10 protein-coding genes and 6 pseudogenes are annotated in these 14,874 nt (G+C 60.4%); 9 read left to right on the top strand and 7 right to left on the bottom strand.

Annotation, left to right across the window (positions count from 1 at the left end):
• The first annotated feature begins 137 nt into the window (after window positions 1-137).
• The 9 genes and pseudogenes from INQ47_RS02645 to INQ47_RS02605 all read left to right on the top strand — a co-directional run.
• On the top strand, window positions 138-1,028 hold the full coding sequence (locus tag INQ47_RS02645) for a universal stress protein (protein ID WP_404701008.1): 891 nt from the start codon (window positions 138-140) through the stop codon (window positions 1,026-1,028).
• A 135-nt stretch (window positions 1,029-1,163) separates the two neighbouring features.
• Complete coding sequence (locus INQ47_RS02640) at window positions 1,164-1,601, top strand: YeeE/YedE family protein (RefSeq protein ID WP_252461399.1); 438 nt, start codon at window positions 1,164-1,166, stop codon at window positions 1,599-1,601.
• 1 nt (window position 1,602) lies between these two features.
• Window positions 1,603-2,034, top strand: coding sequence for a DUF6691 family protein (locus INQ47_RS02635; RefSeq protein WP_103462487.1), 432 nt, complete (start codon window positions 1,603-1,605; stop codon window positions 2,032-2,034).
• A gap of 992 nt (window positions 2,035-3,026) precedes the next feature.
• Window positions 3,027-3,260 (top strand): annotated as a pseudogene (locus INQ47_RS02630) (GH32 C-terminal domain-containing protein); the annotation flags it as partial.
• A pseudogene (locus INQ47_RS02625) lies at window positions 3,246-3,465 on the top strand (transcriptional regulator); the annotation flags it as partial. The pseudogenes INQ47_RS02630 and INQ47_RS02625, both read left to right, overlap by 15 nt.
• Window positions 3,466-3,591: 126 nt before the next feature.
• Window positions 3,592-3,975, top strand: a pseudogene (locus tag INQ47_RS02620) (CinA family protein); the annotation flags it as partial.
• A pseudogene (locus INQ47_RS02615) lies at window positions 3,975-5,168 on the top strand (efflux RND transporter permease subunit); the annotation flags it as partial. The pseudogenes INQ47_RS02620 and INQ47_RS02615, both read left to right, overlap by 1 nt.
• A 71-nt stretch (window positions 5,169-5,239) precedes the next feature.
• Window positions 5,240-5,779 (top strand): annotated as a pseudogene (locus INQ47_RS02610) (beta-ketoacyl synthase N-terminal-like domain-containing protein); the annotation flags it as partial.
• 2 nt (window positions 5,780-5,781) lie between these two features.
• Window positions 5,782-6,148: pseudogene (locus INQ47_RS02605) on the top strand (molybdopterin cofactor-binding domain-containing protein); the annotation flags it as partial.
• 137 nt (window positions 6,149-6,285) lie between these two features.
• Here the strand turns inward: INQ47_RS02605 and INQ47_RS02600 are convergent.
• From INQ47_RS02600 to hisI, 7 genes are all read right to left on the bottom strand, one after another.
• Window positions 6,286-8,235, bottom strand: coding sequence for a heavy metal translocating P-type ATPase (locus tag INQ47_RS02600; protein WP_404701007.1), 1,950 nt, complete (start codon window positions 8,233-8,235; stop codon window positions 6,286-6,288).
• Between the two features lie 67 nt (window positions 8,236-8,302).
• Window positions 8,303-9,343: a protease modulator HflK gene (hflK, locus tag INQ47_RS02595; RefSeq protein WP_404701006.1), complete on the bottom strand. Its 1,041-nt coding sequence runs from the start codon at window positions 9,341-9,343 to the stop codon at window positions 8,303-8,305.
• The gene (hflC, locus tag INQ47_RS02590; protein ID WP_129932976.1) at window positions 9,330-10,346 is read right to left on the bottom strand and encodes a protease modulator HflC; all 1,017 of its coding nucleotides are present in this window, start codon (window positions 10,344-10,346) and stop codon (window positions 9,330-9,332) included. Before hflC ends, hflK (INQ47_RS02595) begins: the two co-directional genes overlap by 14 nt.
• Complete coding sequence (hflK, locus tag INQ47_RS02585) at window positions 10,343-12,325, bottom strand: protease modulator HflK (RefSeq protein ID WP_404701005.1); 1,983 nt, start codon at window positions 12,323-12,325, stop codon at window positions 10,343-10,345. Before hflK (INQ47_RS02585) ends, hflC begins: the two co-directional genes overlap by 4 nt.
• Window positions 12,326-12,653: 328 nt before the next feature.
• Window positions 12,654-13,058 (bottom strand): RNA polymerase-binding protein DksA, encoded by a 405-nt coding sequence (dksA, locus tag INQ47_RS02580; protein WP_404701004.1) that lies wholly within the window; start codon window positions 13,056-13,058, stop codon window positions 12,654-12,656.
• 36 nt (window positions 13,059-13,094) lie between these two features.
• Entirely contained in the window at window positions 13,095-14,453 is a 1,359-nt protein-coding gene (locus INQ47_RS02575) for a dihydroorotase (RefSeq protein WP_404701003.1), read from the bottom strand.
• Window positions 14,450-14,863, bottom strand: coding sequence for a phosphoribosyl-AMP cyclohydrolase (gene hisI / locus INQ47_RS02570; RefSeq protein ID WP_404701002.1), 414 nt, complete (start codon window positions 14,861-14,863; stop codon window positions 14,450-14,452). Before hisI ends, INQ47_RS02575 begins: the two co-directional genes overlap by 4 nt.
• Window positions 14,864-14,874: the final 11 nt, after the last annotated feature.

Below are 14,874 nucleotides of genomic sequence, written 5' to 3'. Positions count from 1 at the left end.
TGGCAATAGAGCAACGCTCAGCACTACCAGGTGCAAGGTGGCGTCTGGGAGCCTTGATATTTATCAAAAACGAACCTGCACCTGCTTCGATAATGACAATCGCATGCAACCCAACAGCCGCGCCGGGGAGGTGCCCCATGAAGCCGTATCGCCGGATTCTGCTAATCATGACCGAGGCCCGAGCCAATGCTGCGCTGTCCCGGGCCATGGCATTGTCTGCGGCGTCGGGGGCAAGTTTGCAAGTACTGGGCATCCACGAATCGGGCGAAATGCGCCTGCGTCATGAATTGCAGGAGGACCCGCTACCTTCGGTCTCATTCGTGCACTTCAGCACCGAACTCAAAGCGCTGCTGGATGAGCAGCGATTCGTTGGGGCTCGGCCAGGTTTCGAGGCCGTAGAAACCTCCAATCCGCGCGATCAACTGCCAGCCTGCATTGCCCGCTACGCATCTGATCTGGTAATCAAGGACTGCCCGGGCCACTCCCTGCTCGACCAGATCGCCCGGACCTCGCTAGACCAAGTGTTGCTGCATGGGAGCGAAACGCCGTTGTTGTTCGTGCCGGGGGATGCCCCAGCCATCCCCCAGAACATTCTGGTCGCAGTGGATGTCGCCAACCCGTCGTCACACAACGACGCCCTCAACCATGCCTTGGTCGCGGCAGGTCAGCAACTGGCGACTCAATGCAAGGGCCAGTTGCACTTGCTCTCGGCTTACGACCTGCCCATCGCCATGTTGGCCAACCCTGACCTTTCAGGCCCCTGGGCGAACCAGTTACGCGAGTCATTGCAGTTGCCTTTCGATGCGTTGGCCGATGCACATGGCGTTGCCCATACGCACCGGCATTTCAGCGAAGGCGCGCCCCTGCGCGTGATCAAGTCCTACATCGCCACGCTGAAGATCGATGTGGTGGTGGTCGGCGTTGTGCAGGCCAGGCATTGGGCCAAGGTGATCGGCGATACCACCGAGCGCCTTGTCAGCCATGCACCGTGCAGCATCCTGACGATCAGGTCTGCGCCGGTCAGCTGACTTTATTGTCTCGCTTCTATCGTTTCCGCAGCAGGCTTGAACGCGGGCACCGTGTGCAGGGAAGTGTCATGAGGTCGCTCTCTAGCGTTAAGATGGAATCTGTTTTTGTCTCTAATTCGACAATGGAGCGCTGAGATGTTTGTTGATATGGCTGCCTTCACGCCGTGGTCGGCATTGGCAGGCGGGGCACTGATCGGTTTGGCCGCTGGGCTGTTCGCCGTTGCGAACGGGCGCATCGCGGGCATCAGCGGTTTGCTCGGCTCTCTGCTGCAAAGTGGTGGGGAAGGGCGGGGTGAAAAAGTGTGCTTCTTGTTGGGACTCATTGCCGCGCCACTTTCATGGCAACTGTTCTCGGCAATGCCTCCGGTTCACTTCAGTATGGCGCCTTGGCTGCTTATAGTCGCGGGAGTTCTGGTAGGTCTCGGTACTCGCTATGGCGGTGGCTGCACCAGTGGCCATGGCGTTTGTGGCCTGTCACGCCTGTCGCCCCGTTCGGCAGTGGCGACTCTGTGCTTCATGGCTGCCGGCTTTGCCACGGTCTTTGTGGTCAGGCATCTTTTTTCAGGAGCTTGAAATGAAGCGGATCAGTGGCTTCATTGCAGGGTTGCTATTCGGCATGGGGATACTGCTATCCGGCATGGCAAACCCCGCCAAAGTGTTAGGCTTTCTCGACATTGCCGGGCAGTGGGACCCGTCGCTTGCACTGGTCATGGTGGGTGCGATAGGTGCCGCACTGTTGCCTATGACCTGGGCGCGGCGTCACACCACGGCTGTGCTGGGAGGTAAGATACAGCTGCCTGCCAGGCGTGACATCGACCGTCGACTTGTCGGCGGGAGCCTCGTCTTTGGCATAGGCTGGGGGCTTGCCGGCGTTTGTCCGGGGCCGGCGCTGGTGTTGCTCGCCGGGGGGTACTGGCAAGCCTGGCTGTTCGTGATCGCGATGCTCGTCGGTATGGGGTTGTTCAATGTTGCGGAAAACTTTCGCAGTCGTCAGGGCAGGGTTTGACGATACACAAATTAGTCTTGATCGAACTCATTACCAGGCACTTACTGAGTGCAACTCTACTAAATGAATATTTAGTAGAGTTATTCCTTAAATTCATATTATAAGGGCAGGGTACCAGAGCTTATCCCGCTATGCTATGCGGCCGCAGGCTGTTGCTAACAGCAACAGCTCAAGCAAAGGTCCACTTAAGGCGCCATATGATGGATGACGTCCGACTGCCCAGTACTTGGGTTATAGAGGAAGCCCGGACATTTCTGCAGGCAGCTCAAGTGCTTGAGGTGAGAGCGAAAAGTTCCCCAGATACAACGCGTTACTGGCCATCTGTGAGGAATCCGGCGCTCGCTTGAGAGCTGTTTCTCAAGTCGCTTCTGGTTAAGGCTGACCCGCGTTCCCCAGATCTGAATATGATCCTGATGGGCATCTGCGACTGCGCCTGAAGCCGCGTGATAATGGACACTGCTTGTCTGATCTGTAAAACGCAATTCCTAACGACCTGGCCAGCCAGTTTCGTGCGATTTCACAGAGCCTGGCACCAGGCTTTGAGTTGGACAGATGAATAAGTACTGCGTCGAATCTGTTCGCTGGCACGCGGCATCCGTACGAAGCCGATTCAGTTCTAGGCGTAGACTTGGACGTGTTCAACCTCGCGCCGCAACTGGACCAGGTACTGGGGCAAATGACGCAACGTCGGCCGAAAAGCCAACGGCGACCGTAATTTCGGTGCCCGCGAAAATCGTAGTGCGATCTGGGATCTGAAGTTTCACCGTGGATTTTTTCACCGTGAAAAACCACCGGCAGAGCTGTCTGCAGCGACTTACTTCGGAGCTGATGCGTGTTGCTGGTAGCAACACCTGGAGCCGGCTGAACTGGTCATTTTTCGCGTCCGCGAAAATCGCACTGCGAACGGGCTTCCAATCTGGCCAACCCACGGCCCGGTACCTTCATACGAAGGTGCTCATAATGCATATTATGTTAAATTATATGCCATGTCAGAATGCGTGGACTACTACGATGCATCACTGCATCGCCTGGTGCTTAACCGTAGCCGCTCGGGTGCGCAATTCACAGGCCAGCGCAGCGTATCGATAGACCCGACACAAGAGCGACTTGAACTGCGCGTGTTCCTCGATCGCTCCTCCATCGAGGTATTCGACGAAAACGGGCACTTCAGCCTCAGCAGTCGCCTCTATCCGCGGCCCGACAGTCTGGGCGTACCGAGCCTGTCGGCGCGCAGGATGCGCGGCGACAACCTCCAGTCGCGAACCATCGGTGTGTTCGCGCTGGACACTGCGACCACACCATTCGCGGTCCGCGCAGCAAGCCGGCTGGAATGTCTTTATCCTCAACCTGTTAAGCAATCCGCCCACTGACCAGAACATCGACCTAATGCTGTCGCACCGTCCGGACGGCTTGATCTTCAGCGCCATGGGGTGAGGTATCGGGAGCCCAGCCAGTTGATTGTCCGTTGGTGGTCAGGGCATCACTATAAGAATCAGTAAAGCGGACAGGCGCTCATGAATAAGATCAGCAGTGCCAACGGCGTTGATCCACCAGTCAATGGCAGCGGATCCCGTATTGGCCGTGCTCGGCTACCTCAAAGACCACCATCTGGTACTTACCACTGCCGAATCCTGCACAGCAGGCTGCATGGTCGCTCTGCTAGCGGCATTCCCAGGCACAGGCGAGGTACTGGAAAGCGGCTACGTCTTGTATTCGCCCTCCGCCAAGAAGCGTCTGCTAGGTGTAAGCGCGCAAACCATCGAACGGTACGGGCTGACTAGCGAACCAGTCGCATGGGAGATGGCCCTCGGGGCGTTGAAGGACAGCGATGCCAATGTCGTTATCGCAACTACGGGTGTAGCCGGGCCTGACCCAGCATCTGGGGTTCTACCCGGCACTCTTGGCTTTGCGTGGGCATTTGCCGGCGAACCGATAGCCGTAACCGATTCCGCGCTTTGTTGGGCTGGGTGATCGCACATAAATGGCTCGTGGCAGGCACCGTGGTTTCGACATTTGTGGCCGCCGTGCTTGGCATGGGATTGGTAAAGAAGCAGTTCTTCCCGACCTCCGACCGGCCAGAAGTGCTTGTGGAGCTGCAGATGCCTTATGGCACCTCCATCGAACAGACAAATATCACTGCGATCAAGGTGGAGTCCTGGCTACGTCAGCAAGAGGAGGCAAAGATTGTCACCACTTACATCGGCCAAGGCCCGCCCCGCTTCTTCCTGGCAATGGCCCCTGAGTTGCCCGACCCGTCCTTTGCCAAGATTGTCGTCCTGACCGAAAACCAGGAGGCGCGTGAGACCCTCAAGCATCGTCTCCGGGAGGCGGCCTCCGAAGGTCTGGCACCCGGCGCTCAAGTGCGGGTAACACAACTGGTATTCGGGCCCTACTCCCCCTACCCGGTCGCCTATCGGGTGATGGGCCCGGATGCCTCGCAACTGCGCCAGATTGCAGCACGTGTCCAAAACGTGCTGCAGGCGAGCCCCATGATGAAGACCGTCAATACCGACTGGGGCCCGCTTGTTCCCACGCTTCACTTCTCCCTGAATCAAGATCGCCTGCAGTCGGTTGGCCTGACGTCCGCCTCAGTGTCGCAGCAGCTTCAATTAAGGCCAGCCAGGCTATCGTCCCTCTCCTGCCGATCATGATTGCCCTGACTTTGTTGATCATCATACTGCAGGTGCGCTCTATCTCGGCGATGGTCATGGTGTTTCTGACTTCACCGCTAGGGTTGATCGGCGTAGTACCCGTATTGCTGCTGTTCGGCCAACCGTTCGGCATCAACGCGTTAGTCGGCTTGATCGCGCTCTCCGGGATTCTGATGCGCAACACCCTCATCCTGATCGGGCAGATTGACCACAACCAGCTTGAAGGACTTGCGCCCTTCGACGCCGTGGTCGAGGCCACAGTGCAACGCGCGCGCCCAGTCTTGCTCACAGCGTTGGCAGCCATCCTGGCCTTCATCCCCCTCACCCACTCGGTGTTCTGGGGCACCTTCCTACACCCTGATCGGAGGCACGTTCGTGGGCACGATCATGACTTTAGTGTTCCTGCCGGCGATGTACGCCATCTGGTTCAAGATCCACCCCACTAGCCGCATTGCCAAGCCAGAAGCTGCACACAGCGCCTGAGTACGCATTGCCTTCAAACAGCGCACCAACGATGCAGTTCGAGGTGCGCTCATGATCCAAGAGAGGTCGAAATGAATCACAACGTTAGTCAAAAGCGCGTCGTGGTGACCGGCACCGGCGTTGTCAGCCCGCTGGGCTGCGGCGTAAAGGAGGTATGGCGTCGATTGCTGGCTGGCCAGTCCGGGATTCGCGCCCTTGCAGCCGATATCGTCGAAGGCACCGGCGTGTCAGTGGGTGGGCGCGTACCTACGCTGGATGAGGATCCAGCGGCAGGTTATCAGCCCGAGCGTGTCATCCACGCCAAGGAACGCAAGAAAATGGATCGGTTCATCGAGTTTGCGCTGGTAGCAGCGGATGAAGCATTGCAGCAAGCCGGCTGGCATCCCGAGCGTCAGGCTGAACGCGCGCGCACCGCCACCATCATCGCATCAGGCGTCGGAGGCTTCGGCGCCATCGCAGAGGCGGTGCGCACTACTGACGCACGTGGCCCTCGCAAGTTGTCGCCCTTCACGGCGCCATCGTTCCTGGCCAATATGGCAGCGGGTCATGTCTCCATACGCTACGGTTTCGAAGGCCCACTTGGGGCACCCGTCACAGCGTGCGCTGCGGGGGGGTAGTACGGGTAGTCAGCGCCGTGGCGGCCGGACGGGTAGTCAACCCGAAAACCGCGCGCAGTCAGATTTTGGGAGGCGTGGTCTGGGGGGGGTATGGCCCTGCACGAAGCCGCGCTGACCGACCATCGGTTAGGCCGCATCGTCAACCACAACCTGGCGGAGTACCACATCCCGGTCAACGCAGACAGCGGGGATATCGAAGTCATCTTCGTTGAAGAGCACGACGACATCGTCAACGAGCTGGGGTCCAAGGGCGTGGGCGAAATCGGCGTCGTCGGGGTGGCAGCCGCGGTGGCCAACGCTGTCTACCATGCCACGGGCAAGCGTGTGAGGGAGTTTCCGATCACGCTCGACAAGGTGCTGTGACTGGGCGGGGGGAGCCCTCCCCCCACCCGCATGCCTGCGTTATATGCGTCAACGAAAGTAGGCATTGGGGTTTGCGTCCCCCTTGGAAAAAAACTGACTATGCAGTTAGATCCTCATCAGCGTTGGATGCCAGCACATTATGCTGACATTTCCCTCTTCTCCACATCCCGCTCGTCATAACGTAACAAGCGCCCAGAGTTGCTGAGCACCAGCAATGTACTGAAATTGTGCAACAGCGCTGCGACCATGGCCCCCGCCGCTCCCAATAAACCGAAAGCTGCTGCCCCCACGATAGCCAAGGTCCAGCCCAAGCCAATCAGCACGTTCACCTGGAGCGTGCGACGGCAAAGACGGCTGAGACGGATGCAGGTGCCCAAGCGCCGCAGATCACCGTTGATCAGCACGATATCCGCTGCGGCCAGCGCGATATCAGCACCGCCCGCCCCCATCGCCACCCCCACGACACCCGCCTTGAGCGCCAGCGCGTCATTGATGCCATCACCCACCACCAAGGGGCGGAAGCCAACCTGAAGCTCATGGTTGACCTGGCGCAATTTCTCTTCGGGCAATGCTTCGGACACCACGCGAGTGATACCGACCTGTGCAGCGATGGATTCAGCCACACGGGTGCGATCACCGCTCAGCAGCAACTGACGCTCCAGGCCTAGCTCACGCAATTGCTGCATGGCCTCGGCAGACTCTGCGCGCACGTTGTCGGCCAGCAACAGCCAACCCAGAAATTGCCCATTCTGCGCCAAGCCCGCGATTGGGCCATCATGTTCGGGAACTGGAGGCACCATCATGCCCAATTCATCGAAAAGCTCCGGTCGCCCCAACGCAGCTTTTCCCTTCGCGGTGTGCGCCACAACGCCAAAGCCTTGGCGTTCATGGACATCCAGTAGCGGCACATGGTGGTCATGCGGTACCAATGCCGCCAGAGCGCGGCTGACCGGATGGCTACTGGCCGCACCAAGACTTGCGGCGAGGTTGATGATATCGGCCTGCGACAACGTACTCGATAGACCAACCACGCTGCGCAGACGCAGTTTGCCGTAGGTCAGTGTGCCGGTCTTGTCGATCACCAACGAAGACAGGTCGGCTAGCTCCTCAAGGAAGGCAGACCCTCGAATCAGGATACCGTGCCGGGCGGCGACGGCAATGCCTGCCACCGCTGTCGCCGGTGCCGACAGAACCAATGCACACGGACAGGCGGCGACCAGAACGGCCAACATGGCCTGGGCATCCTTGGTAACGAACCAGGTCGCGGCGGCAATCAGTAGCACCAGTACCAGATAACGCCCGGCGTGTCGTTCGAGCAAGCGCGTGATGGGCGGCTTGGCTTGTTCGGCGCGCTGCATCAGGGCGATGACCTTGCCCAAGGTAGAATCATCGCCAACACGCGTAATCTCTACCCGCAGCAAGCCATCCAGATTGATCGACCCTCCATGGATATCCATCCCGGTCGTCACTTCCTGGGGAATCGACTCCCCCGTGATGGGCGCGGTATCAAGGCTGGCCTGGCCTTCCAGAATGCGTCCATCGGCTGGTACACGGTCACCCGCACGGACTTCGACTTGGTCGCCAGGGTTGAGGCTTGCGTTATCGACCTCAAGAACCTGCCCATCGGCATTGATAAGACGTGCACGACTACGGGTCAGCTGTCCAAGTGCGGCAATCGCTTCTTGCGAGCCGAGCACGCTACGCTCCTCCAGGACATGGCCGAAAATCATGATGATCGGTAACAGTGCCGCTGTCGCGAGGTCACCCGTTGCCCAGGCGCCCAACATGGCTAAGCCGATGAGCTGGTCGGTGATGCCGTGAAGACTAGGTTGCAACAGGCTGTACCACGCCGAGCGTAACACTGGGATAGCCACGAGCAAGGAGGCGACGCCCAGCAGCAACTGACTGACGCCCTCTTGGGTCGGCGCCAGCCAGCGCCAGACGAGCCCCAGCCCCAACAACCCCAATGCCAGCATCGCCAGGACCAGCTGTCGTGCGGCAGCACGCCGTTCGGCCTGGGATAACAAGCCAGACGTAAGGTGCGAATGGGCGTGGTGATGGTGGCCATGGCAATGATGAGTACTCATCGCAAGCAGCTCCAGAAATGAAAATAGGTCGAAGCAGGCCGGCCGACATTGAGCAAAGGCACTGCTTTCATGGCTTGGGCCCCTGCAGAATCATGTGTCCGGCGTCATCGTTGTCGACGGTGGTGACCGACCCTGCGCGGGCGAGGATCGCCGGTACCCGCTCACGGTAAAGGCGCTGCAATAGCTGTGGATCCTGCTGATGCGTCAGACCAACGATGGTGGCGGTCTCGGCCTGGGCTTGGGATAGCCGCTCGCGCGCTTCGGCTTGTGCCACTTGTACTGTGCGGTCTGCAGCTTGGGTGGCCTGTTGCAGTTGGCGAGCAGCATCGTTACGGGCTTTTGCCACAGCCTGCTCGGCCTGCTGACTCGCGGTGAGCACTGCGTTGAATGCGCCGACGGCTGACCAAGGCAAAGAAGACTGAATGTCGACTCGTACCACCTTGATCCCAAGGTCCGCTCCAGCCGCTCGCAGATGTGCAAGGCTATTGTTGATGCCTTGCTGAAGGTCGCCGCGCAATTGCGCACGGAGCTCAGCCAACCGGGCGTCGCCGCCGACCAGCTCAGGACGCGCGACCAGGATGGCATCCATGTCACGCGAGGCACAGATCTGCACCGCGTTTCGCTCTACCAGGCGGTCCAGGGCGGGTTCGACGTGTTGCCCCTGGCGAGCGAAGGCGTATGGGCCGGTGACGGTATAAAACACCCGGACATCCAGTTGTACGGCTCCAGCGTCGCCCGTCAACAAATAGCCAGAGCCAGCGGTGGCATCGCTGGCCAGCGTGCCGTCCTTGTCCGATTTTCGCGCAAGCTCTGAGCGCAGCAGCACTTCAACCCGACGTTCCGTAATCCGTCCTGCCGAGGGCAGTATCACGACTTGCTCGAAAGGTTGCGGCCAAGCAAGCAGCAAGCCAGCATTCTGAATGCGGTCTTCGGCCCCCAGGCGAAGCACCACCGCGCGGCTCTCAGGCCCCACCTGGCGGACATTTTCGAACAGCCAGCCCACTGCCGCCATCAGCGTCACGACGTACAACGCCAGAAAGCCGATGCGTCCTGTCTGCAGCCAAGGGCCATCCGGCAACCGGGACGTCAAATGCTCACTGATGGTCATGGTTGGCTCCAGCAGGTAGCGTAGGCACTTCCACCAAGGCGCGGAACGGCGCAGCATCGGTTCGCAATACCAGTCGAGTACTCGGGTTGATGACCGATCCAAGGGTATCCAGCGAGCGCAGCAAGGTGTAGAGCTCCGGTGCCCCGGCGTACGCCTTGCCATAGATTTCCGCCGCCTGCACCTGGGACTGGGCCTGGATCTGGGCAGCCTTGACGGTGGCGTCCGCTTCCAGGATTCGGGCATCTCGCTCGGCGGCCGACTGGATCTCGGCAGCCTTACGCTTGCCTTCGGCAGTGCGCTCGGTGGCAATGGTCTCGCGTTCGGCACGCATTCGGTCAACGGTGGCGTCGAGGGTGACCTTGGGCAAGGTCAGGCGCTCCATGCCCACTTGCACCACCTGCACCCCATAGGTGTTGATCAGTTGTTGCTCGATCTGCTCACGCAAGCGCTGTTCGAATGCATCGATGCGCACCCTGCTGGCATCGACGTTGACCAAGTCCGCCAGCTCGAAACCACTGGCGGTGGTTTCGAGCGCCGAGCCCACCAGGGTGCGGATCTGCCGCGCAGCCTCGTCAGGTTGATTCTGCACCGCCCGCATGAACAACTGGATGCTCTGTGGGTCTGGCGCCACCTGCCATGCAATATAGGCCTGCACGATAATGCGCAAACCATCGCGCGTACCCACATCTTGCAGACCACTGGAGGTTGTGCGCAGGCGCAGGTCGACCGGGACTGCTGCCTCGAAGGGCACCGGCCAACGCCACGCCAACCCAGGCTCGGTCAGCACTCGCGACGGGTTGCCGAAGCGCGTGATCACGGTTGCCTCACCGACTCGAACCTGCACGAAACACGCCGTCGCGCCCATCACCAGGACCAGCAGCAGAGCCATGCCAATGCGTAGCCAGGCCGGACGGGCATGCGCGTGACTGTCATCATGATGATGGTCATGGCCATCATCATGATCGTGGCTGTGGTGATGGTCGTGTGTAGTATGGGCGCTCAATTTTTACGCTCCTGGGGGCGTGCGGATGCGGGTTTTGGCTGCAAGGGATCGACGGGCACTGCATAGCTGCGCAGGTCCAGCGTCGGTGCCTGGTGTGCAGCCAGGCGGTGATCGATGATCAGGCTGCTCGCCCCCTTCATGCCTTGGGACAAGCGCTCCAGATACTGTTCGAGGATGAAAGCCTGGCCAGCATGCTGCCAGGCAGTGCGTTCGGCTTCGAAACGCAGCGCGGCGGTACTCGCCCTGGTCTGCACTTCATGGGCGTCAGCGGTGGCCTTGTGGGTCAGCGATGTGGCGTTGAGGCGCGCCTTGTTGAGCTTCTGTGCGGCCTGCCCGCGGTCACGCGCAACGAGCGCCTGTGCGGTGATTTGCGCCGCCTGCACGGCATGGTAGGCATTGGCCGCGCCCGCCGGCGGATGAATCGCCTCCACCGACGTTGCCAACAGCTCTACGCCACTGTTAATGCGGTCCAGGTCAGCCTGCACCGCACGCCCGATGTCGCGCCCCAGTGATTCACGCTCGGTGCCTAACAAGCCGTCCAGCGATCGTCCAGCGAAATCGTGGACCAGCACGCGGTTGGCAACGCTGCGCAGCAGCTGTGCAATATCAGTGCTCTGGTAGGTGGCCGCTAGCGCTGCCGCGTCACTCATTCCGATACGGTAGATGAATCGCACGTCCATGTTTACGATCTGGAAGCCCTGTCGCCCACCGTCGGCACCGGCTATCACCTGCGAATTCTCGCTTAGGTGAGTCGCATCCCAGAGCCGATTCGCCGTTGCCGGGGCCGCGCTTTCGGCAGCGGTCAGTGGATCTGCCGCGTCATCTGCACCAGAGGTAGCCAACTCATGGACAATGCTGTTGTCTACACTCAGCACCTTGCCAAAAGGCCAAGGCAGCCCGATGTGCAAGCCCGGTTGATATACAGCGACGGGCTTGCCAAAGCGCTCGTATACGCCGCGATTGTTCATGGGCACTTGCACGATGCCAGTCAGCAACCAACCGACCAGCGCCACCGATGCCGCCACCGGGAGGAACGCCCGTCGCATGAAGGCGAAGGCCCATACCTGGCGCAAGTCGATGCCTAGACGCTGGTGCAATTCGTTCTGCAGCATTGTCATCGGCCGGGGTGGCCATTGCAGCAGGTCGCCGATCAGGCTACGAGCCACGAGCGCAGGCTCCTCGCGAGGTCGTGGGGGGCGGAATATCGCCAAAACTGCTCGCACGAGCAGCTCGAGCGCTGCCAACCCAGGTAGCACACCGATCAATACTGCCAATCGTGCCGGCCACAGCCGTGCGCCGTCTACGCACACCAGGCAGCCAATGGACAACACGTGCACTGCGATGACCAGGCGCAACACAGCCGCAAGCGCCCTGGCCTCAGGCCATGTCGCTTCGCTTTCCGCCATCAAGTGGCGCTCCACCACCACCAGGCAGAACGCGAACACAGCCAGTATACCGATGGCAACCCAGGTCACCTGGCCGGCAGGCAGCGGTACAGCCAAGTCAAAGCGCCAAGCGCCTTTGACCAACAGCAGCGCCAGCACTGCCAAGCCAACAAGCCAGGGCGTCTCAGCGCCCAGCTTGTGAAGTTGCCGCCGGCAGGTTTCGCTGACCTGCCAGCACCAGCGTTCAAAACGGCTGAGCGATGCGGACTCGACTGAATCCTTTGCATCACCCCGCCAGAATACCAGCGGAGTGGGGACCTGCCCCAGCGCGATCGTACGCCAACTGGCCACCCGCCAAGCCGACTGCGCTGTTGCCGCCAGCAGGAACAGCGCCGAGCCATTGACCGCCAAGAGGACGAACCAGTAGGAGTCAGGGCTGAACTCCCCGACCAATCCTTGCAGTGTTAATAGCAGCGTGGCGATTGCTAGCGCCACGTACGTCAAAAGCACTAGCCTGCGCGTGTGAACTTTTGAGCGCTGAAAACGGGGAAGCCCATCGAGGTCGGTGGCCTCGGTTTCTAGATCGACTATCATAAGACTCCAGCAATACCAGGCGTCGCGAATCGGCTCCCGAAGGCGTTATCGTTCATTTGCGACATATTCGGTAACGTTATAACAACAGATGTAAAAAATCTGTTCATCCAGCGCCAGAACCGGCGTGGCTGATAACGGCTGAGCTATTGAGTCGCTCCTGGGACAGGGCGTCCCCTCCCATTAGGCATCGGGATAAAAACTTGTGTTCAGCGTGATACGCAGGCCCCTGGGCGAATGCGCAAAACAACGGTTACCTCGAACGCGAGCATACCCGGGGGCATCTACCGTGGCTAAGTGCTGATGAAGCCTATGGCGGCGCATGACACCCTCAATCGTCGCGCATGTGCCGCTCATTGTGTTCCTGGCGTTCTTTGGCCTCCACGCACAGGGTGGCGGTTGGCCTGAGCAGCAACCGCTTGAGACCAATCGGTTCGCCAGTTTCCTTGCACCAGCCATACTCGCCACGGGCAACGCGCTCCAGGGCCTCGTCGATCTTGTCCAGCAGTTTTTTCTCCCGCTCCAGCAGCCTCAATTGCCAATGACGATGCTCCTCCGCCGTGCCGATATCGGAGGGATCGCTGGTGGGCTCGAAGTCGCGGATCGCTTCGAATTCTTCAGCGATGCGTTGCTGAAGCTCATTGCGTTGGGCAAGCAGCAGCTCACGGAAGAACCTTTGCTGGGCAGCGTCCATGTAGGCGTCTTCCGGTTGGGATAGTAGCTCTTGTTCGGTCATTGCAGGTGCGCTCGGGTCAATGAAAGGAAATGGAGGTCAACCGCGTCGTGCATTGAACGCCAGCGGCAAGCCTTGGCAGCCCTCGACCAGCCGGCCTTCATGCCAGGCCAGTTGCCCGGAGACCAATGTCGTAGCAACTCGGTGATGAAAACGATGGTGCACGAACGGTGTCCACTGACAGTGCGCCAGAACCGGGTCGAGGCTGACAGCGCGGGGCTCGGGCAGACGTTCGATCAGCGTCATGTCCGCCCAGTAGCCCTCACGCAGGTAACCGCGTTCCGAAATGGCGAACAGATCCGCGACGGCGTGGCTGGTCTTGCGCACCAGTTGGGCAACTGTCAGCACGCCCTCCTCCACCAGCTCGAAGAGCGCGGGAAGTGCATGTTGTACCAACGGCAAGCCTGATGGCGCCGAGGCATAAGGGCGTTGTTTTTCCGCCAAGGTGTGGGGTGCGTGATCGGTACCGATGACGTCGATGCGGTCGCACAGCAGAGCCTGACGCAGCGCGTCCCGGTCTTCCCGGGTTTTGATGGCAGGGTTGCATTTGATCAGGTGGCCCAAGCGGGCATAGTCACGGTCATCGAACAGCAGATGGTGCGCGCACACTTCGGCGGTGATCTGCTTGCCCTGCAAAGGCCCGGCCTGGAACAACTTCAGCTCTTGGGCGGTGGTCAGGTGCAGCACATGCAACCGTGTGCCGAACTGCTTGGCAAGCTGCACCGCCAGGCTCGAAGAGCGCAGGCAGGCATCGGCATCCCGAATGATCGGGTGCATGGCCGGCGGCATGGCCGGCGGAATGAAATCGCCGTAGCGCTCACGTATGCGCGCTTCGTTGGCCAGGATCGACGGGGTGTGCTCGCAGTGCGCCAGGAGGATGGTCGGCACGCTGGCGAACAGGCGCTCCAGCACCCTGGGGTCGTCTACCAGCATGTCGCCGGTGGAGGCGCCCATGAACACCTTCACTCCCGCCACTTCACGTGGATCGAGGGCCGCCACGGTATCGAGATTGTCCTTGCTCACGCCGAAATGAAAACCGTAGTTGGCAACCGAGGTGGCGGCGGCGCGAGCTTTCTTGTCGTGCAGGGCGGCAAGATCCAGCGTGGCCGGGTTGGTGTTGGGCATGTCCATGAAGCTGGTGATACCGCCCGCCACTGCTGCGCGCGACTCACTGGCCATGGTGCCCTTGTGCGCAGCGCCAGGCTCACGAAAATGAACCTGGTCGTCGATCATGCCGGGGAGCAACCATTGGCCCCGGGCATCGATTTCGAGCGGCGCATTGACGCCCGCGATGCTGCGGCCGATTTTCTCGATACGGCCATGGGCGACCAGTACATCGGCCTCCTGTATGGCACCTTCATTGACCAGGCGGGCGTTGCGAATGATGACTTGACTCATGCGCCCACCTCGGCGGGGTTGCCCGTCACCACCACTTGATCACCCTGGATCGCGTTGTAGAAACAGCTGCGACGCCCTGTGTGGCAGGCGACACCTGTCTGATCCACCAGCAACAAAAGCGCGTCGCCATCGCAGTCCAGCCGCACGTCGTGTACATGCTGGACATGCCCCGAGCTTTCGCCTTTGCGCCACAGGCATCCACGGCTACGTGACCAGTAGCATGCCCGCCGGGTCTCGAGGGTTTCCAGCAGCGCCTTTTCGTTCATCCAGGCCAGCATCAGGACTTCGCCGCTGTCATGCTGCTGAGTGATGGCGGGGATCAGCCCCTGGGGGCTCCAGGGTATGTGGCGAAGCACATCGGTCAAGGCAAAGCGGCTATCCGCTGCTGCCTGCTCAAGGGTAAGGAACATGATTTGCAACC

It is taken from the genome of Pseudomonas sp. 3HC3, assembly GCF_044904505.1.
GTDB lineage: Bacteria > Pseudomonadota > Gammaproteobacteria > Pseudomonadales > Pseudomonadaceae > Aquipseudomonas > Aquipseudomonas putida_Y.
Note: the sequence above shows the minus strand (reverse complement) of the source record. Positions and strands in the feature narration are given on the sequence as shown.

Bases quoted from the DNA above. Each gene is read 5' to 3' on its own strand.
- INQ47_RS02645 (WP_404701008.1), top strand. From the start codon at position 138: ATGAAGCCGTATCGCCGGATTCTGCTAATCATGACCGAGGCCCGAGCC.
- hflK (WP_404701006.1), bottom strand. From the start codon at position 9,343: ATGACCATCAGTGAGCATTTGACGTCCCGGTTGCCGGATGGCCCTTGG.
- INQ47_RS02640 (WP_252461399.1), top strand. From the start codon at position 1,164: ATGTTTGTTGATATGGCTGCCTTCACGCCGTGGTCGGCATTGGCAGGC.
- hflK (WP_404701005.1), bottom strand. From the start codon at position 12,325: ATGATAGTCGATCTAGAAACCGAGGCCACCGACCTCGATGGGCTTCCC.
- INQ47_RS02600 (WP_404701007.1), bottom strand. From the start codon at position 8,235: ATGAGTACTCATCATTGCCATGGCCACCATCACCACGCCCATTCGCAC.
- dksA (WP_404701004.1), bottom strand. From the start codon at position 13,058: ATGACCGAACAAGAGCTACTATCCCAACCGGAAGACGCCTACATGGAC.
- INQ47_RS02575 (WP_404701003.1), bottom strand. From the start codon at position 14,453: ATGAGTCAAGTCATCATTCGCAACGCCCGCCTGGTCAATGAAGGTGCC.
- hisI (WP_404701002.1), bottom strand. From the start codon at position 14,863: ATGTTCCTTACCCTTGAGCAGGCAGCAGCGGATAGCCGCTTTGCCTTG.
- INQ47_RS02635 (WP_103462487.1), top strand. From the start codon at position 1,603: ATGAAGCGGATCAGTGGCTTCATTGCAGGGTTGCTATTCGGCATGGGG.